This window comes from Corallococcus sp. Z5C101001, from assembly GCF_007352635.1.
In the GTDB taxonomy this organism is placed as follows: Bacteria; Myxococcota; Myxococcia; order Myxococcales; family Myxococcaceae; genus Corallococcus; species Corallococcus silvisoli.
The window spans coordinates 980664-998950 of the sequence record NZ_VKLU01000005.1 but is presented as its reverse complement, the minus strand read 5'-3'; the positions used below and the strand labels follow the sequence as shown (position 1 = coordinate 998950).

Below are 18287 nucleotides of genomic sequence, written 5' to 3'. Positions count from 1 at the left end.
TCCGACACGCATGGCCATCCACGGCGACCTCTTCAGCTACCCGCTCCCCGAGTTCCTTCAATGGCTGGACAGCTCCCGCAAGACGGGGACGTTGCAGCTGTCGTGGGAAGCAGGCGAGCGCAAGTTGTTCCTCCTGTCCGGCCAGGTGGGCGCCACCGCGAGCGAAGGGCTGCGCGGCCGGGTGGCCCGGCTCCTGTCGTTGCCCAAGCTGGCGGCGGGCACGCGCGTGCTGGCGGCCTTCGACGAGCTGGCGCGCACCCCGGATGTGGACGCGGCCTTCGACGCGCACGGGGTGCAGGCGCGCTGGGTGCGGGACCTGGGCCGCGAGGAGCTGTTCGCGGCGATGACGGACCTGACCATCGCGGGACAGGGCACGTTCCACTGGACGGAGGACGCGGACCGCACCGGTGAGGACTGGGTGCCGTCCGACATGAGCATCCGCGAGCTGCTCTTCGAGTCCCTGCGCTGGGTGGACGAGCAGGGGGACGTGGACAAGGCGCTGCCCATCGACGCGTTGAGCGTGAAGGCGCTGGCGCCGCCCAGCCCGAGCCAGCCGCTCATGCACCGGATCATCCTGGGCCTGACGACGACGCCGCAGAACCTGGGGCGGCTCCGGCTGTCCATGGGCGTGTCGCGCTCGTCGGTGACGCGCCGGGTGCACGAGCTGTTGCGCGCGAAGCTGGTGGAGGTGGACGGCGCGCCGCAGGTGGAAGCGGACCCCGTGGCGGAGATGCTGGAGAAGGGCGCGGTGCTGATGCGCGAGGGCCAGTACGACGCGGCCGGCATCGTGTGCGCGTCGCTGCTGGCCAGCGACCCGGCGGACCGGCGCGTGCGGGAGTTCGCGCGCCTGGTGCAGCGCGAGCACGTGGCCGCGCTCTACGCGGACCTGCCGCCGCTGGTGGTGCCCCAGCTCATCCAGTCCCCCCAGGCCATGGTGATGCTCAAACCGGAAGAGCGGCAGATCGCCGGGCTCGTCAGCGGGACCTGGGACGTGTCCACCCTGGTGCTGGCCAGCCCCGCGCGGGAGCTGGAGACGCTCAAGACGCTGGCGAAGCTGCACCGCATGGGGTTGCTCCAGCTGACGTACCCGCGCTGACGCGGGGCCTCAGTGCACCGGGTGGGGCGCGGGGACCGGCTCGGATTCGATGATGCCCTCGAATTCGCTCCAGGGGTCCTCCATGGCGCCGTAGTCGTCCGTGAGCTCCTCCCCGGGCGCGATGTCTCGCAGCGCGACGGTGGCGGTGCGGGTCGCGTCGTTGCCGCAGTTCGGCGCGTCCGAGTGGTTCATGAACCGCGCGTGGTCGCCGCACAGCACCAGGGCGCCGTGCTCGCAATAGGCGTAGCGGGACAGGAACGCCTTCGCGGCGGCGCTCATCCGGGCGACGTCACCGGGCCCGAAGCGCTGGTCGACGGGGGCGTCGAAGGTCCACACCACGGCGCCCCGGGCGATGGGCTCCTCTGCGAAGAGGCCCAGGCCGTGGATCCGCGACGGCTTCACCGAGGTCTTCACACGCAACATGCAGGGGCTGCCTCCTGGGCTCCCGCGCGGGAGCCGTGCCCCTGAGATGTGGGGGCCCCTGCCGCGCCTGAATCACCCCGCGGTCGGGAGCCCCACGGCGTTGAGTCGCACGAAGACCTGCATCAGGACGTAGAGCGAGAAGGCCGCGTCATCCACGCGCAGGTGCGGCTGCGTGGACAGGCCCTGCAAGCGCAGCAGGTCCGCGCCATCCACGTGGAGCAGGAAGGCCTGCTGCGCCAGGGTGCCCTCTCCCGCGAAGGCCATGGCGCGCCGGACCGCGTCGGTGCAGGCGGTGACGCAGGTCGTGTAGTCCGCGGCGACGAAGGCGGCCTCCGCGGCCCGGGCGTGATCGAACAGGTCGCCTGGCGCCAGCGCGCTCGTGGCGCCCAGCAGGCGGGCCGCGGTGTTCACCACGGCCGCGGGGGCCGGCATGGGGGCGGGCTCCACGCGGGGCGGGGCGGGCGCGGTCAGCGTCCGGGGCGCGGGGGAGAGGGGCGCGGCCGGGGGCTGGCGCTGGGTGAGGTGCTGCGCGAGCTGCGCCTCCAGGCCCGCGGGGGCCGTCCCGGGCGGGGGCGGCGCGGGACGGGGCGGCGGGACGATGCGCTTGGCGCGCAGGTCCTTGATGACGAGCCGGGTGATGGTCTTGAGCGTGTCCAGCACCCCGCGGCCGTTGGTGGCGGCGGTCTCGAAGTCGGGGACGCCGCGCGGGTTGAGCTCCCGGCGCAGCTCCTCCACGGACAGGGTGCTCTCCAGGTCGCGCTTGTTCCACTGCATCACCAGCGGGAAGCGGTCCAGGCGGATGCCGTTCTCCAGGAGGTTCTCCTCCAGGTTGGCCAGGGACTCGCGGTTGGCGTCCATGGCCTCCGCCTGCGAGTCCGCCACGAACACCACGCCGTCGGCGCCCTGGAGCACCAGCTTGCGGGTGGCGTTGTAGAAGACCTGTCCGGGCACGGTGTAGAGGGCGAGGCGCACGGAGCAGTCGCCCACGCGCTCCACCTTCACGGGCAGGAAGTCGAAGAAGAGCGTCCGGTCGCCTTCGGTGGCGATGGACATCATCTCTCCGCGGTGGGCCGGGCGGACGGTCTCGTAGACCTTCCGCAGGGTCGTCGTCTTCCCGGACAGGCCCGGGCCGTAGAAGACGATCTTCGCGGCCACTTCACGGGCCATCAGGTTCACGCTGCTCACGGTGTCAGCTTACCTAGAACGACTCGGCGCCTCGCGCCAGTTGCGGGGCGAACATTCGCGGGCGTCCCGGCCCGGTGCTCCGCCGCGAGCAGGGCGAAGAGGGCCGCTTCCTTGGCCTCCTCGGGGAAGCCCAGCACGTCCAGCCGCTCCAGTGGGACGGGGGCCAGCCGCGCCCGCAGGTCCGCCATCAGCACGGGGTTCCGCGTCCCGCCGCCCGATGCGTACACCGCCTCCAGGCGCGGGAAGCGGGGCCGCACCCAGGTCTCGAAGGCACGCGCGGTGGCCTCCACGGTGAACGCGCGCGCGGTGGCCATCAAGTCGTAGGGCCGGTCCGGGGCCGCCGCCCAGAGCCGGTCCACCAGCGCCTCGCCAAAGCCCTCGCGGCCCGCGCTGCGCGGTGGGGGACGCGCGAGGAACGGATGGGCGAGCAGTTCGTCCAGGAGCCCCGGCACCACCTTCCCCCGGGACGACAGGCCGCCGTCCCGGTCGCACTCCAGCTGTCCGCCCGACACCCGGCGCGCCAGCCCATCCAGCACCATGTTCGCGGGGCCGGTGTCGAACGCGAGCGTGTCGTCCAGGTGTTCGCCCACCACGCTCACGTTGGCGATGCCGCCCAGGTTGAGGAACGCGCGCGGGAGGTCCGGTCGCTCGCGGTTCCGGAAGACGGCCCAGTCCAGGTACGGCACGAGCGGCGCGCCCTGGCCTCCCACGGCCATGTCGCGGGTGCGGAAGTCGCTGACGACGGGCAGCCCGGTGCGCTCGGCGATGACCGCGGCCTCGCCAATCTGGAGCGTGGAGGGGATGAGGGACAGGTCCGATGGCAGGTGGGCCATCGTCTGGCCGTGCGAACCGACGACGTGGATGTCGCTGGCGGGGACGCCCGCGCGCGCGATGACGGCGAGCACGGCTTCGGCGAAGCGTTCGCCCAGCTCGAAGTTGAGCGCGCAGAGGCTCCGGGCATCCTGGGGGCCCAGCACCCGCGCGACGAACTCCGGTGGGAAGGGCCGTGAGACGTGCGCGATCAGCTGGAGCGTCACGTCCACGCCGGTGCCCTCCACGCGGCACAGCGCCGCCTCCGCCGCGTCCACGCTGGTGCCGGACAGCACGCCCACGCACAGCCGGGGCGGCAGGGAGGGGGAGGGGGGCGGGGTGGGGCGCATGCGTTCAGTCTAGAGCCCGCCCCCGACGCTCGCCGTCCCCGGGACCGGGGGGGGCCCCGGGTGTCCAGGATCGGCGCCCTCCGGGTGTCTCCAGTTCACGTTCCGCAGGGTCCTGTGTTCGATTCCAGAGGGGGCTTGCACGTCCGTCCAGTGCGGCCCCGACGCGGCTGGCCCGCCGCGAGGGTCCCTCTCCACTCCCGAGGGCTTGGCTCGGGCTTGGCTCGGGCTTGGCTCGGGCTTGGCTCGGGCTTGGCTCGGGCTTGGCTCGGGCTTGGCTCGGGCTTGGCTCGGGCTTGGCTCGGGCTTGGCTCGGGCTTGGCTCGGGGGCGGCTCAGCTCGGGCCGCGTCACCAAGGTCCGGAGGTGCCGGCTCGGACCTTCCAGGTCACGGTCGGGGAGCTGACCCGGGCCGGGCCGGCTGCGTCCGGGGGCGACGGCGCCGCGGCTCGCTCGACGAGCGCCGAGCGGTTCCATCCACCCCGCCGGGTTGGGGGCGCGTCGCGGACTTCCGCTTCGGCGCTGGACGGTCCAGTGCTCGCAGGCCCTGCTCCTCCACCTCGCGCCGCGCCTGGGCCGCCGGAAGCCCGGTGAAGTGCATGGCCAGCGCGACCTTCACGCTGTCGCCCGCGGCCGTGAGCAGCACCTTCGCCCGCGCCGGGGGCAAGTCCGTCAACTCCGCCACCATGCGCGCCGCGCGGGCCCGCAGCTTCGCGTTCGTCGGGCGCACGTCCACCATCCGCCCCCGGTACACCTTGCCCAGCGCCACGAAGGCCGCGGTGGTGATGGCGTTGAGCACGAGCTTCGTCGCCGTGCCCGCCTTCAGTCGCGTGGAGCCCGCCACCACCTCCGGCCCCGTGCGCGCCAGCACCACCGTGTCCGCCCGCATGGGGCTCCCAGGTGGGTTGCAGCACACCAACACCGTGCGCGCTCCGCGCTCGCGGGCCTCGTCCAGGGCCCCCCGGACATAGGGCGTCGAAGCGGACGCGGAGATTCCACACACCACGTCCCGCGCCGTCGCTTGGAAGGCCCTCACCGCCCGGGCCCCCGCGTCCGCGTCGTCCTCGGCGCCTTCCACCGCGCGCGTCAGGGCTCGCCGACCCCCGGCGATGACCGCCTGGACGCGCGTGGCCGGGACACCGAAGGTGGGGGGACACTCGCTGGCATCGAGCACGCCCAGCCGTCCGCTGGTGCCGGCGCCCACGTAGAGCAGCCGACCTCCCGCGCGCAAGGCATCCGCGACGGCCCGGGCCGCCGCCGCGATGGACGGCAAGGCCTCACGGACCGCTCGAAGGGCGATCAGGTCTTCTTGATGCAACCGTCGGACGACCGCCTCGACAGAGAGGAGGTCCAGGTCGCCCGCACGGGGATGGAGCCGTTCGGTGGGCGGAAGCGCGGACTTTCGAGCGCGCATCGTGCCCACCGGAAGGCCCCGGGACTTCAGGCGGCCTTCGTCACCTTGCCCGCCTTGATGCAGCGGGTGCAGGCCAGAACGCGCTCGATGCGGCCTTCGACGTTCGCCCGCAGCTTCTGCAGGTTCGGGAGGGTCCGCTTCTTGGTCTTGTTGTTCGCGTGGCTGACGTTGTTACCCACCAGCGGACGCTTCCCACAGAGGTCGCACTTCCACGCCATGACTGCTAACTCCTTGAAAACTGGGGCGTTCGACAGCAGCCCATAAAAGAGCGGCGGACCCTACCAGAAACAGCCCGAAAATCCAGCCGGATCCGACCCGAGTCCTACCGCTTGAGGGGATCCTTCTTCTTCAGCATGTCCTGCACCAGCCGTGCGGCCCGCATCCCGGCCAAAAGCTCGCCTTCCAGGCCCAGTCCGGGGAGCACCTCGCGGCCCGCCAGGATCACGTTCTTCGCGGGCGTGCGCTGCTTCAACCCCGTGACGCCCAGGAAGGCTTCCGTCTCGAAGCTGTAGAGGGGGTGGGGCATGAGGCGGCTGCCGCGCACTCCCCCGGCGTCCAGGTAGGGGGCCGACCGCAGCGCGCGGTGCTGCTTCGTGAAGGGCATCAGCCGGTCCAGGTGCTCGTCGATCTTCGCCGCCAGGGCCTGGAGGTGTTCCTCGCCCAGGTCGCGCGCGGAGGCCGGGACGAAGGCGCCCGCGCACACCACGCGCACACCCTCCACGTCCTTGTGGCCGCCGACCGCCGCCGTCCGCGCAGGGTGCTGCTGCACGAGCAACGGGCCCAGCTCCGCGTCCTGCGTGTCCACGAGGATCAGCTCGCCCATGCCGCGCGGGAGCGCCGCCTCCGGGACGACCCAGTTCACGCTGAAGAGCAGCGACCGGGTGTTGGACTGGTCCAGGTGCTCCAGCAGGCCGCGGTGGTGCTTCTTGTCCGTCACCAGCCGGCGCAGCGCTCCGGAGTCCGTGGCCGTCACCAGGCACGACGCGCGGTAGAGCGTGTCCGAGCGGACCAGCTTCACGCCGGAGAACTTGCTGCCGTCGAACGCCAGCTCCTCGACGATGAAGCCCGCCGGGTTGTCGCGGCCCAGCACGTCGCCGCCCAGCTCCGCGAGCCGCCGGGTGAGCACGTCGCGCAGGGCGTCCATGCCGCCGGGGTAGGTGGACGGCGCGGTGAGCACCTGGGACAGGGCCCGGGTGAGCGCCAGGGGCGCGGTGGGCTTCTCCAGGTGCACCAGGAAGGGGAGCAGGCCGCGCACCAGCGACAGCGCAGGGTCGTCGCTCGCGAGCCGGGGCGTGGCCTCCAGGCCCGGGTGGTCCTTGATCCGCCCCTTGAGCTTCCAACCCTCGAAGAAGCCGTCGGGGGGCAGCTGGGGGCCTTCCTTGAAGAAGGCGTCGGTGGCCTCGTGCTGGGCGGCGCTGCCCGTCAGCGCGCCCTGGATGCCCTCTCCGGCTTCACCGAACTCACGCGTGAGCTCCGCGCGGCGGCGTGTGGCGTCGCCGGGCAGGTCCACGCGGTTCCTGGGCAGCACCAACTGGAGTTCGGGCGCGTGGGGGCGCAGCGCCCGGCCGATGGCGGTGGAGAGCCCCAGCTCGTTGAGGGCCTCTTCCACCGCGGGCATCGCCTTGAGGGGCGGCGCGACGAAGGGGGCATAGGGCAGCACGAAGCCGTCGTGCTCGTAGCCGGGCCCCATGCCGTCGTGCTCCACCAGCAACACGCGGTGGTTGCGCTTCGCCAGGAGCGCGGCGGCGAGCGCGCCTCCGACCTGGCTGCCCAGCACGATGACGTCGTACACGTGCCGGGACGGGCCCGAGGGGAGCTTGAGTTTGGCGGCGGACGTCGACATGGCCGCCGAACACTACACAACGCCACCGCGTCTGGCGCCCTTTTGGCTCCCGGGTTTCCAAGGGGCCGGGCTTGGGGGTGGGGTCCGAGGGCCCCTCAGGGCCTGGGGCCGAAGAGGCGCGCGACCAGCTCCGGGGGGAGCGCGTCGAAGTCCGGGGCGGTGTAGTGGGCGCCCGCCTTCGCCAGCTGCTCCGCGGTCGTGGTGGTGGTGATGCCCACGGTGATCATGCCGGCGGCGCGCGCGGACAGCACGCCGTTGATGGCGTCCTCGAAGGCCACGCACGACTCCGGGGGCACGTGCAGCGCCTGCGCCGCGGCCAGGAAGATGTCCGGCGCCGGCTTGCCGCGCGTCACCTGCTCGGCACCGACGACGCACGCGAAGAGCGGGCGGACCGCGAGCCCGTCCAGCACCAGCTCGCGGTTGCCCTGGGGCGCGGCGGTGGCCACGGCCATGGGCAGGCGCGCGTCGCGCAGGCGGTGCAGGAAGGCCTCCGCGCCCCGGTGCAGCGCGAGATAGGGCCGGTAGATGGCGCGGTAGTGGGACTCCTTCTCGTCCGCGAGCGCATCCAGCTCCGCGACGGAGAGGGTGCGGCCCAGGAGCTGCGGGAGGATCTCCTCGTTCTTCTTTCCCGCGAACTCGTTCTGGAACCGGTCCGCGGTCAGGTCGTCCAGGCCGAGCTTCCGGGCGAGCGTCACCCAGGCGCGGTTGTGGAAGTCCATGTTGTCGACGAGCGTACCGTCCATGTCGAAGACGGCGGCGAGCAAGGGGGCGGCGACGGGAGTCATGTTCTTCCCAATACCGATTTCCGTCGCCATGTCACCCCTGAATCTCCCCTGCGAGCGCCTTCTGGGCTGATATCCCCCGGGCATGAGCGACGACGTGCTGCTGGAGAGCCGGGGACCCTTGGGCGTTGTCACCCTCAACCGCCTGAAGGCGCTCAACGCGCTCTCCCTGGAGATGTGCCGGGCGCTGCATCCCCGATTGGATGCGTGGGCGGCGGATCCATCCGTGAAGGCGGTGGTGATCCGCGGCGCGGGGGGCCGGGCGTTCTGCGCGGGAGGGGACGTGCGCGCGGTGGCCAGTTCGGTCGGACGCACAGGCGCGGAGGCGTCGTTGGCGCGCGAGTTCTTCCGGGCGGAGTACGCGCTCAACCACCGGATCCACCATTACCCGAAGCCGTTCATCGCGCTGGTGGATGGCATCTGCATGGGTGGGGGATTGGGGCTGTCGATGCACGGCGCGTTCCGGGTCGTGACGGAGAAGCTGGTGCTCGCGATGCCGGAGACGGCGATTGGCATCTTCCCGGACGTGGGCGGTGGCTGGTTCCTGCCGCGCTTCCCGGGCGAGGCGGGCACGTACCTGGGGCTGACCGGCGCGCGGTGTGACGCGGCGGATGCGGTGTGGCTCGGGTACGCGACGCATCAGGTGGAGTCCTCCCGGCTGGAGGACCTGATGGCGGCGTTGGGGGCGGCGGACTGGAGTGGGGCGGGGCGGGACGTGGCGGCGGGCGTGCTCGCGGGGTTCCATCAGGTGCCAGGGCCTTCGGGGCTCGCGGCGCGGGCGGAGGTCCTCTCGCGGTGCTTTGGCGGACAGCGGGTGGAGGACATCCTCGCGGCGCTGGAGCGAGAGGGCACGGCATGGGCGGAGGAGACGCGCGCCACGCTGCTGCGCATGTCGCCCACGAGCCTCCGGGTGACGCTGCGGCAGCTGCGGCAGGGGCGGGGACAGGACTACGACGCGACGGCGCGCATGGAGTACCGGCTGAGCCAGGCGCTGACCGCGCGACATGACTTCCGGGAGGGGATCCGGGCGGTGCTGGTGGACAAGGACCAGAAGCCGCGCTGGAGCCCGGCGACGCTCGCGGAGGTGACGGAGGCGGAGGTGGAGGCGTGCTTCGCGCCGCGCCCCGGTGACGAGCTGGAGTTGCCCGCGCGAGGTTGAGCAACTGCGTCGTTCGCCGGTGTGAGGCTTCGGTGGACGACGCTGGCAGGGCGCTTCGCGGGGGCGCGCTACAAGTCCTCGTCGCTCACGACGGTGCGTCCGTCCGAGCGCAGAAGCGCGGTGGTGATGCCTTCACCCGGGCGGAGCACGCCGGATTCGTAGATGCGCTGACTGCCGCACGAGGGGCTCTTTTCCTTCAGGAGCGCGACCGTGACGTCGAACCGCCGCGCGGCCTCCAGGGCGAGGTGGGCACCCTCTTGGAACGCGGCGGTGCGGTCCTCGCGCGTCTCTCGCGTGAGGGCCCGCGCGCGGCCGGCCCAGACGTCCACGCCCGTGCCACCCGACAGGTCCACGGGCGGACGCGGAATGCCCATGCCCGCCGCGGCCTCCGGACAGATGGGGATGACGGCCTTGCCGTCCAGCGCCGCGAGCACCCGCTCCGAGCGCTGCGAGCGTCCATCGTAGCGGCACGCCTCACCCAGCAGGCACGCGCTGACGAGGACCCGCGGGGCTGCGCGCAGGGCCTCCCGCCTCGCGTCGCGGGCGGACGCATCGAGCGCGGCGGAGCCGTCCGCCGTGGCGCTGGGCGCCGCATCCGGAGCCACGGGCGGTCGCACGCCGCCGGTTCCATCCGGCGTGGGCCCCGAAGCAGCGCGTGACGCCGCATCCGGATCCACCCCCTGCGTCACTTCGGCGCTCCCGGACTGCGCAGGGCGCCCGCATCGCCTGTCACATGCGCCGCCACGCGCGTGCGCGTCCCATCCAGCGTCACCGCGCCCGACACCGCGAGCCGCACGGCCAGCGGGTACAGCCGGTGCTCCTCCGCGAGGATGCGCGCGCTCAGGCTCGCTTCGTCATCCTCTGGCAGCACCGGCACCGCCGCCTGGGCGATGATGGGCCCCGTGTCCGTGCCCGCGTCCACGTAGTGCACCGTGCACCCGGCCACCTTCACGCCGCGCTCCAGCGCCTGCCGCTGCGCATGCAGCCCCGGGAACGCGGGCAGCAACGAGGGGTGGATGTTCAACACGCGCCCCGGGAAGCGCTTGAGGAAGTCCGCGCTCACCAGCCGCATGAAGCCCGCCAGACACACCCACTCCACGCCCGCGTCGGCCAGCACGCCGAGGACCGCCGCCTCGAAGTCCACCTTCGACCCGAAGCCCTTGTGATCCACCACCTCCGCGCGCACGCCCGCCTTCCGGGCGCGCTCCAGCGCGTACGCGGTGGGCACGTTGGAGAGCACGCACGCCACCTCGGCGGGGAAGTCCTCCCGCGCGGCCGCGTCGAGCAACGCCTGCAGGTTGCTCCCGCCGCCGCTGACGAGCACCCCCAGCCGCGCCCGCCGCGCGCTCATGGATCGATGACCGCCGTGGCCTCGCCCTGGCCCGCTTCCACCCGGCCCACCTCGGACGCTTCCACGCCCCGGGCGCGCAGCACCTCCAGCGCCTTCGCCACGTCCTCCTTCGCCACCACGACGATGAGGCCCAGGCCCATGTTGAACGTGCTGAACATCTCGTCGCGCGCGACGCCGCCCGTCTTCGCGATGAGGTCGAAGATGGCCGGCTTCTTCCACGCGGACTCGCTCAGCACCGCGCGCGTCCCGTCCGGCAGGCACCGGGGCAGGTTGCCCGGGATGCCGCTGCCGGTGATGTGCGCCATGCCCTTCACCTTCACCGCCTGGCACAGCGCGAGCGCGTCCTTCACGTAGATGCGCGTGGGCTCCAGCAGCGCGTCACCCAGCGGCCGGTCCAGCCCCTGCGGCGCCACGTCCAGCGGCAGCTTCGCGTCATCCAGCAGCACCTTGCGCGCCAGCGAGTAGCCGTTGCTGTGCAGCCCCGACGACGTGAGCCCGATGAGCGCGTCCCCCGGCTTCACCGTCTTGCCGTCGATGATGGCCGAGCGCTCCACCACGCCCACGCAGAAGCCCGCGACGTCGTACTCGCCCCGCGCGTAGAAGCCCGGCATCTCCGCCGTCTCCCCGCCCAGGAGCGCGCACCCCGCCTGCTCGCAGCCCACCGCGATGCCCTTCACCACCTCCGCCGCCGCGTCCACCTCCAGCTTCCCGGTGGCGAAGTAGTCCAGGAAGAACAGCGGCTCCGCGCCACAGGTGAGGATGTCGTTCACCGACATCGCCACCAGGTCGATGCCCACCGTGTCGTGGCGCCCCGCCAGGAAGGCCACCTTCAGCTTGGTGCCCACGCCGTCGGTGCCCGCCACCAGCACGGGCGCCTGGTACTTGCCCGGTGGCAGGGCGAACAGGCCGCCGAAGCCGCCCACTCCACCCATCACCTCCGGGCGCGTGGTGCGCGCCGCATGGGGTTTGATCTTCTCGACGAACGCGTCGCCGGCCTCGATGTCTACTCCGGACTGCTTGTAGGTCGTTCCCACGGCCGGCCTTCTATCCCTCCCGGAGGCCCCTGTCTCGGGCCTCGGAACGGGGTGTCGGGTTTGTGGCGACCACGCCCCCTGGCACGCAGGCCGTCCTGTCACGCCACCGCTACGGATGGCTTGCCCGGGGGCTGGCCGCGCGCTCGCGGGGCCTCCACGCCGCCGCGAGGCGTGCCTCAATCCCCGGATCTCCGACGCCGGTGCGATATCGCTCTGGGATATTTGACCGGTGGGGTGGGGGCTGATTGACTCGCGGGCCAGATGGGCGCCGAGGAAACCCTCTTTCAACGTTTTGGCAAGGAGTTCCCCAAGGGCACCGAGCTCTTCCGCGAGGGAGAGATCGGCAAGGAGATGTTCGTCATCCAGTCCGGGAAGATCGCCATCTCCAAGCGCGTGCGCGACGTGGAGAAGGTGCTCGCCGTGCTGGGCCCCGGTGAGTTCTTCGGGGAGATGGCCATCATCTCCAACAAGCCCCGGAACGCCTCCGCCGTGGTGCACGACGACGCGAAGCTGCTCGTCATCGACCCGAAGACCTTCGAGGCGATGATCCGCGGCAACGCGGAGATCGCGGTTCGGATGATCAAGAAGCTGGCCGAGCGCCTCTCCGAGGCGGACGCCCAGATCGAGAACCTGCTCCACGGGGACCCCGCGAGCCGCGTCGTCCATCAGATCCTCCAGGCCTGCCAGACGCGCGGCCGGCCGCTGGAGGAGGGCGTGGAGATCGACTTCGCGGTGCGGGAGATGCCCCGGCAGATTGGCGTGGGCGAGCCCGCCGTGCGCAGCATGCTGGAGCGCCTGGAGCGCGCGGGCCTCATCGAGCGCAGCGGTGACCGGGTGACCGTGTATGACACCGCCCGGCTGCACGACTTCCTCAACTACCTTGAGATGAAGTGGAAGTTCGGAGACCTCTAGCGTGAAGCTGCAAGTCCTCGGGTGCCACGGCGGCGAGCTTCCCACGTGCAGGAGCACCTGCTTCCTCGTGGATGACGTGCTCGCGCTCGACGCGGGCGCACTCACCGGGACCCTCTCGCTGGAGCAGCTCTGCAAGGTGGACGACGTGCTCGTCGGCCACAGCCACTTCGACCACGTGAAGGACCTGCCGCTGTTGGCCGACCTGGTCATCGGCCGCAGGGACAAGCCCGTCACCATCCATGCCTCCCGCGAGTGCGCCAAGGCGCTGCGCGAGAACATGTTCAACAACGCGCTGTGGCCGGACTTCACGCGCATCCCCACGCGCCACAAGCCCGTCCTCTCCATCAAGACCTTCCGCGCCGGCAGCACCTTCCAGGTGGGCCCCTACACCGTGAAGAGCGTGCCGGTGAGCCACCCCGTGGAGTCGTGCGCCTTCATCATCTCCGACGGGAAGGCCGCCCTCGCCATGAGCGGCGACACCGGCCCCACCGACAAGCTGTGGAAGGCGCTCAACGCCACCCCGAACCTCAAGGCGCTGCTCCTGGAGGCCAGCTTCCCCAACAGCCTCCAGGCCCTGGCGGACATCTCCGGCCACCTGACCCCGGCCACCGTGGGCTCGGAGCTGCGCAAGTTCGACCGCAACGGGGCCCAGGTGATGCTCTACCACCTGAAGCCCGCCTTCGTGACCCAGCTGAAGAAGGAGCTGGCCTCGCTGCCGGTGAACGTCCTGGAGCTGGGAGAGACGTTCCAGTTCTAGGGCGCCGGGACTTCGTGCCGCGGCGCGCCGTACGGAGGTATTGACGGCTCGCGGCGCTCGGATTAACCCCCGGGCCACATGGCCTGGTTCTCCAAGAAGCCCCGCATCGCCGTCGACTCCGAGCCCGCCGCCGAGCCCCAGCCCTCCCGCATGCAGGGCCTGTGGGCCAAGTGCGAGCAGTGCGAGGAGATCATCTACCGTCAGGAGTTGGAGAAGAACTGGATGGTGTGTCCGCACTGCGAACACCACCACGCCTGGACGGCCCGCGCCCGGCTCGCGGCGACGCTGGATCCGGACTCCTTCGAGGAGTTCGACAAGGAGCTGGAGCCCCAGGACCCGCTCGGCTTCACCGACTCCAAGAAGTACAAGGACCGGCTGAAGTCCACGCGCAAGAACCTGGAGGAGAACGACGCGTTCATCTCCGGCGTGGGCCGCATCGAGGGCCACCCCGTCTCCGTGGGCTGCTTCGTCTTCGAGTTCATGGGCGGCTCCATGGGCTCCGTGGTGGGTGAGAAGGTGACGCGCGTGTTCGAGCGCGCCTTCGAGCTGAAGTGCCCCGCCGTGGTGTTCTCCGCCTCCGGCGGCGCGCGCATGCAGGAGGGCATCTTCTCCCTGATGCAGATGGCGAAGACGTCCGCGGCCATCGCGCGCTTCCGCACCAGCGGCAAGCCGTACGTGTCGGTGATGCTCAACCCCACCACCGGCGGCGTCGCCGCGTCCTTCTCCTGGCTGGGCGACATCATCCTCGCGGAGCCCAAGGCCCTCATCGGCTTCGCCGGCCCGCGCGTCATCGAGCAGACCATCCGCCAGAAGCTGCCGGAGGGCTTCCAGCGCTCGGAGTTCCTGCTGGACCACGGGATGATCGACTCCATCGTCCACCGCAAGGAGCTGCGCGCCAGGCTGGGGCAGATCCTCGGCATGCTGGGGTAGGGCGGAGGGCTTCCACGGCATGGACGCCCCACGCACTCCCGAAGAGGCCCTGCGCTTCTTCCAGTCGCTCAACCCCTCCGGCATCAAGCTGGGCCTGGAGCGGGTGCGGGACGCGCTCGCCGCGCTGGGCCACCCGGAGCGCGACTTCCCGGCGCTGCACGTCGCCGGGACCAACGGCAAGGGCAGCACCTGCGCCTTCGTCGCGCGCGCGCTGGAGGCCGCCGGCCACCGCGTGGGCCTCTACACGTCGCCGCACCTGGTGCGCGTCAACGAGCGCATCCGCGTGGCCGGGGAGGACATCCCGGACGACGTCTTCGGGCAGCGCATCCTGGAGGTGCTGGAGCGCTACCCCTCCGCGCGGGCCGACCCGATGACGTACTTCGAGTTCGGCACCGTGGTGGCGCTCTGGCACTTCTCCCGCGAGCGCGTGGACGTGGCGGTGCTGGAGACGGGCCTGGGCGGCCGGCTGGACGCCACCAGCGCCGCGGCGCCCGTCGTGACCTGCGTCACCCCCGTGTCCTTCGACCACATGGAGTACCTGGGGCACACGCTCCGGGAGATCGCCGGAGAGAAGGCCGGCATCTTCAAGCCCGGCGTGCCGGTGGTGCTGTCGCGGCAGGACCCCGAGGCCCTGGACGCGCTCCTGGGCCGCGCGGAGCAGCTCGCCGTCCCCGTCCGGCTGGAGGGCCGCGACTTCGGCCTCGCCCCGGAGTCGGAGGGGCGCCTCGCGTACCGGGGGCCCGTCTGGTCGCTCGGGGGGCTGACGCTCGCCCTGCGCGGCCCGTACCAGCATCAGAACGCGGCGGTGGCGCTCGCCTGCCTGGAGGTCCTCCACGAGCGCGGAGTGGCGGTGACGCCGGAGGCCGCGCGCGTGGGGTTGGCCACGGCGCGCTGGCCCGGGCGGCTGGAGGAGGTGGCGGACGCCCCCACGGTGGTGGTGGACGGCGCCCACAACCCGGCCGGCGTGGCGGTGCTGCTGGAGGCGCTGCGCACGCTCTACGCCGCGCGGCCCCTGCACCTGGTCTTCGGGGTGGTGGCGGACAAGGACCGGGGACCGATGCTGCGGGCGCTGTTTCCGCTGGCGGCCTCCGTGCACCTCACCCCGCTGGACACGCCGCGCTCGCTCGCCCCGTCGCGATACATCCATGAAGCAGGGGCTTTGTGTTCACGGGTCGTCGCGCACGCCTCCCTGGAGGATGCCCTCGCCGGGGCGAGGGCTGATGCCTTGGGGCACCCGGACGGGGTCGTTCTGGCCACCGGTTCATTGTTCCTGGTGGGCGCCGTGAAGCGATTGGTCGGACGAAGCCTTGGCGCGATGCAGCAGCAGCAGTAACTTTGAGACATGCGCCTGCCGGACTGGAGATCAGCGCTTCCGGGACCTCCGATGCCCACCGTCGATGAGGTCGACTTCCGGGCGCTGTACTCCAAGACCAACTACGTGGTGGAGACGGCGGACGGATGGTCGCTTGTCATCACGCGCTACCGTCCGGTGAAACAGGCGTTCGCGCAGCCGCTGTTCGGTGAGCCGCTGCTGTTGGTGCACGGCTTCTCCCAGAACCGGCACACCTGGACGAGCGGCCAGTTCGTCAAGAACCTGCTCTTCTTCGGCGTGGACATCCACATCCTGGAGCTGCGCGGGCACGGCAAGAGCTCCATCGCCTTCCAGAAGGAGCGCGCCGAGCGCTTCAAGCGCCCGCTGCCGCCGGACCTGGACTACGGCTGGGACCTGGACAGCTACTTCCTCTACGACCTCCCGGCGGCCGTCTCCGGCGTCAAGCGCATCACCCGGCGCGAGCGCATCTTCTACTGCGGCCACTCCATGGGCGGCATGCTCGGCTACGGCTATGCCGGCATCCACGACGACTTCGAGGGGCTCATCACCATCGGCTCGCCCGCGGACCTGGGGCGCGGCTTCATGCTCCTGCGCATGCTGGCGCACGGCTCGCCGCTGCTCGCGGGCGCGGTGGACCTGACGCTGGGCGGCCTGAACCTGGAGCGCCGCGCCAGCACGCTGGGCCGGGCGCTGCTGGCCAGGGGCGTGGGCGCCTTCAGCCCCGCGCTCCAGAAGCGCCTGGAGCCCGAGGCGAAGAAGTCCCTCGTGTTCAACGCCGTGCCCGTGGACGTGGTGTTGAAGTGGGTGGAGCGGCAGATCGCGCAGGCGGACGACTCCGCCCTGTATCAGCGGTTCACGCGCAAGTTGAACCGCCTCGTCAACACCGAACGCGTCAGCCGCGACGACATCCGCTGGCTGCTGCGCGAGGGCGGCGAGCGCGAACCGCGCAAGGTGATTGAACAGTTCGCCCGGTGGATCCGCCGCGGCGAGATGGTCTGCTACCGCACCGACTACGACTTCAAGCGGGGCTTCGGGAAGATTGAAATCCCCATGGCCATCATCTTCGGAGACATGGATCCGCTGGCTTCGGTGGAATCCACGCGCAGCGTGTATCGCGCCGCGAAGAGCGAGTACCTGCTGTGGCGGCCGGTGAAGGGCAACAGCCACGTCGAGCTGACGATGGGGCACGACATCCGGCAGATCTGCTACGACATCAAGAACCTCATCGAGTACACGCGGACGCACCGCACGCGCTCGCCGGCCCTGCCGCGCCTGCGTTGAAGCGAGGACGTTCCCGCCAGCCTGAAAAGTTGGTGCCTCCCCGGTGCGTGTTAGTTTCACGCCCGTCTGTCTGACGAACGTCACGGGAGTGGTCGATGAAGGGCTTCGCGGTGTCGCTGCTTGGGTGGATGCTCGTGCCGCTGGTGGCGCTGGCGCAGCAGCCGGCGGACCTCAACACCATCACCGGCATCACCATCAACGGTGGAACGGTGGAGATCTCCGGCAGCAAGAAGCCGGACTTCAACAGCTTCACCATGACGGATCCCCCCCGGCTCGTCATCGACGTGTCCGGCGCCGTGTTCCAGGGCGTGGCGGAGGAGATGCCGGTGGGCAACGGCACCGTGACGGGCATCCGGACGCAGGTGTACGGCACGGAGTTGTCGTCCATCGCGCGCATCCTCATCGGGTACGAGCGCGAGGTGGAGACGGACATCCAGTCCTCCGGCACGAAGCTGGTGGTGAAGGTGCTGGGCGGTGGGGGCAACGCCGCCGTCGCCCAGAACACGCCCGCGCAGGGCACGGCGGAGATCGCCTCGGCGACCCAGACGCCCACGGGGGCCAGCGCCCAGGACGCGGCCCGCGCCGCCGCGTCGGACCGGGAGGCCCAGGAGAAGGCCGCGAAGGCCGCCGCCGACGCGGCCCGTGCGGAGCGCGAGGCCCAGGAGAAGGCCGCGGCCGAGGCCTCCGCCCGCGCCAAGGCGGATGCGGACGCGGACCGCAAGCGCCAGGAGGACGCCCGGCTCGCCGCGCAGCGCCAGGAGGAGGAGCGCCGCGCCTCGGAGGCGGCCGCCGTCGCCGAACGCAAGCGTCAGGATGAAGACGCCCGCGCCGCCGCGAAGCGCGCCGAGGACGAGCGCCGCGCCAGTGCCCAGGCCGCCGCGGACGCGAAGCGCCAGCAGGCCGAGGAGGCCCAGGCCGCCGCCAGGAGTGCCGCCGAGGAGAAGCGCGCCGCCGCGAAGCGCGCCGAGGACGAGCGCCGCGCCAGTGCCCAGGCCGCCGCCGAGGAGAAGCGGACCTCCGCCCAGGCCGCCGCGGAGGCGAAGCGCCAGAAGCTGGAGGAGGCCCGCGCCGCGGCCCAGGCCCGCCGCGAGGAGCAGCAGGAGGCCCGCGAGGCCGCCGCCGAGGCGAAGCGCCAGAAGGCGCAGGAGGCCCGCGAGCGCCGCCAGCCGACGGCCGTGGCCTCCCGGGAGACGCGCGCCCGTCCCAGCCAGGGCAGCGCCGCGGCCGAGCCTCGCGAGAGCGGCGGGGGACAGGTGTCGTCTCGCCGCAAGACGATGACGTTGGTGGGCTTCCAGCAGCACCCGGACAGCTCGAGCGTGTTCGTACGCACCAACGAGCCGGTGCGATACACGGTGAGCGAGTCCGCCAACCAGGTGGTGCTGGAGCTGGAGAACACCCGCGTGGTGGAGTCCAACAACACGCTGCCCCTGGACACGCACTTCTTCCCGTCGGCCGTGTCGCGCGTGGAGGCGTTCTCCGGCGCGGGCCACTCCGTGCGCGTCGTCATCCAGCTGAAGCAGGGGGTCCGCTACCAGACACGCCAGGAGGGGGGGCTCATCACCCTCGACTTCCCCCGCCCGGGCCGGTAGGACGGGGCGGGCGCCGTTGCCGGCACGGCGCCCACCGCCCAC

General features: G+C 71.7%; 18 protein-coding genes. 8 read left to right on the top strand and 10 right to left on the bottom strand.

From position 1 onward, the window contains the following. Window positions 1-10: 10 nt before the first annotated feature. Window positions 11-1096 (top strand): DUF4388 domain-containing protein, encoded by a 1086-nt coding sequence (locus FOF48_RS14490; protein ID WP_143901868.1) that lies wholly within the window; start codon window positions 11-13, stop codon window positions 1094-1096. Between the two features lie 9 nt (window positions 1097-1105). Here FOF48_RS14490 and FOF48_RS14485 read toward each other — a convergent pair whose 3' ends face one another. The 7 genes from FOF48_RS14485 to FOF48_RS14455 all read right to left on the bottom strand — a co-directional run bounded on the left by FOF48_RS14485 (window position 1106) and on the right by FOF48_RS14455 (window position 7902). Further along, window positions 1106-1519, bottom strand: coding sequence for an SET domain-containing protein (locus tag FOF48_RS14485; protein WP_143901866.1), 414 nt, complete (start codon window positions 1517-1519; stop codon window positions 1106-1108). A gap of 72 nt (window positions 1520-1591) precedes the next feature. Beyond that, window positions 1592-2704, bottom strand: a complete 1113-nt coding sequence (locus tag FOF48_RS14480; protein WP_143901864.1) for an ATP/GTP-binding protein — start codon at window positions 2702-2704, stop codon at window positions 1592-1594. Beyond that, on the bottom strand, window positions 2701-3864 hold the full coding sequence (locus FOF48_RS14475; RefSeq protein ID WP_143901862.1) for an anhydro-N-acetylmuramic acid kinase: 1164 nt from the start codon (window positions 3862-3864) through the stop codon (window positions 2701-2703). Before FOF48_RS14475 ends, FOF48_RS14480 begins: the two co-directional genes overlap by 4 nt. 384 nt (window positions 3865-4248) lie before the next feature. Then, window positions 4249-5274 (bottom strand): N-acetylmuramic acid 6-phosphate etherase, encoded by a 1026-nt coding sequence (gene murQ, locus FOF48_RS14470; RefSeq protein ID WP_255442171.1) that lies wholly within the window; start codon window positions 5272-5274, stop codon window positions 4249-4251. A gap of 26 nt (window positions 5275-5300) precedes the next feature. Further along, window positions 5301-5492 (bottom strand): 50S ribosomal protein L28, encoded by a 192-nt coding sequence (gene rpmB / locus FOF48_RS14465; RefSeq protein WP_120532048.1) that lies wholly within the window; start codon window positions 5490-5492, stop codon window positions 5301-5303. A 104-nt stretch (window positions 5493-5596) separates the two neighbouring features. Next, a complete protein-coding gene (locus tag FOF48_RS14460) occupies window positions 5597-7117 on the bottom strand; it encodes an NAD(P)-binding protein (protein ID WP_143901859.1) in 1521 nt (506 codons plus the stop codon). 95 nt (window positions 7118-7212) lie between these two features. After that, on the bottom strand, window positions 7213-7902 hold the full coding sequence (locus FOF48_RS14455; protein ID WP_143901857.1) for an HAD family phosphatase: 690 nt from the start codon (window positions 7900-7902) through the stop codon (window positions 7213-7215). Between the two features lie 82 nt (window positions 7903-7984). Between FOF48_RS14455 and FOF48_RS14450 the strand changes: the two genes are divergently transcribed. Continuing rightward, window positions 7985-9058 carry an enoyl-CoA hydratase/isomerase family protein gene (locus FOF48_RS14450; RefSeq protein ID WP_143901855.1) on the top strand — a complete coding sequence of 358 codons (1074 nt, stop codon included), beginning with the start codon at window positions 7985-7987 and terminating at the stop codon, window positions 9056-9058. Window positions 9059-9126: 68 nt separating this feature from the next. Here FOF48_RS14450 and FOF48_RS14445 read toward each other — a convergent pair whose 3' ends face one another. The 3 genes from FOF48_RS14445 to purM all read right to left on the bottom strand — a co-directional run bounded on the left by FOF48_RS14445 (window position 9127) and on the right by purM (window position 11443). After that, window positions 9127-9675 (bottom strand): DUF523 domain-containing protein, encoded by a 549-nt coding sequence (locus FOF48_RS14445; protein WP_255442170.1) that lies wholly within the window; start codon window positions 9673-9675, stop codon window positions 9127-9129. A 68-nt stretch (window positions 9676-9743) separates the two neighbouring features. Then, a complete protein-coding gene (purN, locus tag FOF48_RS14440) occupies window positions 9744-10409 on the bottom strand; it encodes a phosphoribosylglycinamide formyltransferase (protein ID WP_143901853.1) in 666 nt (221 codons plus the stop codon). After that, the gene (gene purM, locus FOF48_RS14435) at window positions 10406-11443 is read right to left on the bottom strand and encodes a phosphoribosylformylglycinamidine cyclo-ligase (protein ID WP_143901851.1); all 1038 of its coding nucleotides are present in this window, start codon (window positions 11441-11443) and stop codon (window positions 10406-10408) included. Before purM ends, purN begins: the two co-directional genes overlap by 4 nt. Before the next feature lie 261 nt (window positions 11444-11704). Here purM and FOF48_RS14430 point away from each other — a divergent pair, with 261 nt between their 5' ends. From FOF48_RS14430 to FOF48_RS14405, 6 genes are all read left to right on the top strand, one after another. After that, window positions 11705-12355, top strand: coding sequence for a Crp/Fnr family transcriptional regulator (locus FOF48_RS14430; protein ID WP_143901849.1), 651 nt, complete (start codon window positions 11705-11707; stop codon window positions 12353-12355). 1 nt (window position 12356) lies between these two features. Further along, window positions 12357-13112 carry an MBL fold metallo-hydrolase gene (locus FOF48_RS14425; protein WP_143901848.1) on the top strand — a complete coding sequence of 252 codons (756 nt, stop codon included), beginning with the start codon at window positions 12357-12359 and terminating at the stop codon, window positions 13110-13112. A 78-nt stretch (window positions 13113-13190) separates the two neighbouring features. Continuing rightward, a complete protein-coding gene (accD, locus tag FOF48_RS14420; protein WP_143901847.1) occupies window positions 13191-14042 on the top strand; it encodes an acetyl-CoA carboxylase, carboxyltransferase subunit beta in 852 nt (283 codons plus the stop codon). 19 nt (window positions 14043-14061) lie between these two features. After that, complete coding sequence (locus tag FOF48_RS14415) at window positions 14062-15375, top strand: folylpolyglutamate synthase/dihydrofolate synthase family protein (RefSeq protein ID WP_186001903.1); 1314 nt, start codon at window positions 14062-14064, stop codon at window positions 15373-15375. Between the two features lie 9 nt (window positions 15376-15384). Then, window positions 15385-16656 carry an alpha/beta fold hydrolase gene (locus tag FOF48_RS14410; protein WP_143901846.1) on the top strand — a complete coding sequence of 424 codons (1272 nt, stop codon included), beginning with the start codon at window positions 15385-15387 and terminating at the stop codon, window positions 16654-16656. A 95-nt stretch (window positions 16657-16751) separates the two neighbouring features. Further along, window positions 16752-18245, top strand: a complete 1494-nt coding sequence (locus tag FOF48_RS14405; RefSeq protein WP_143901845.1) for an AMIN domain-containing protein — start codon at window positions 16752-16754, stop codon at window positions 18243-18245. Window positions 18246-18287: the final 42 nt, after the last annotated feature.

Bases quoted from the DNA above. Each gene is read 5' to 3' on its own strand.
- FOF48_RS14490 (WP_143901868.1), top strand. From the start codon at position 11: ATGGCCATCCACGGCGACCTCTTCAGCTACCCGCTCCCCGAGTTCCTT.
- FOF48_RS14485 (WP_143901866.1), bottom strand. From the start codon at position 1,519: ATGTTGCGTGTGAAGACCTCGGTGAAGCCGTCGCGGATCCACGGCCTG.
- FOF48_RS14475 (WP_143901862.1), bottom strand. From the start codon at position 3,864: ATGCGCCCCACCCCGCCCCCCTCCCCCTCCCTGCCGCCCCGGCTGTGC.
- murQ (WP_255442171.1), bottom strand. From the start codon at position 5,274: ATGCGCGCTCGAAAGTCCGCGCTTCCGCCCACCGAACGGCTCCATCCC.
- rpmB (WP_120532048.1), bottom strand. From the start codon at position 5,492: ATGGCGTGGAAGTGCGACCTCTGTGGGAAGCGTCCGCTGGTGGGTAAC.
- FOF48_RS14460 (WP_143901859.1), bottom strand. From the start codon at position 7,117: ATGTCGACGTCCGCCGCCAAACTCAAGCTCCCCTCGGGCCCGTCCCGG.
- FOF48_RS14455 (WP_143901857.1), bottom strand. From the start codon at position 7,902: ATGACTCCCGTCGCCGCCCCCTTGCTCGCCGCCGTCTTCGACATGGAC.
- FOF48_RS14450 (WP_143901855.1), top strand. From the start codon at position 7,985: ATGAGCGACGACGTGCTGCTGGAGAGCCGGGGACCCTTGGGCGTTGTC.
- purN (WP_143901853.1), bottom strand. From the start codon at position 10,409: ATGAGCGCGCGGCGGGCGCGGCTGGGGGTGCTCGTCAGCGGCGGCGGG.
- FOF48_RS14430 (WP_143901849.1), top strand. From the start codon at position 11,705: ATGGGCGCCGAGGAAACCCTCTTTCAACGTTTTGGCAAGGAGTTCCCC.
- accD (WP_143901847.1), top strand. From the start codon at position 13,191: ATGGCCTGGTTCTCCAAGAAGCCCCGCATCGCCGTCGACTCCGAGCCC.
- FOF48_RS14415 (WP_186001903.1), top strand. From the start codon at position 14,062: ATGGACGCCCCACGCACTCCCGAAGAGGCCCTGCGCTTCTTCCAGTCG.
- FOF48_RS14410 (WP_143901846.1), top strand. From the start codon at position 15,385: ATGCGCCTGCCGGACTGGAGATCAGCGCTTCCGGGACCTCCGATGCCC.
- FOF48_RS14405 (WP_143901845.1), top strand. From the start codon at position 16,752: ATGAAGGGCTTCGCGGTGTCGCTGCTTGGGTGGATGCTCGTGCCGCTG.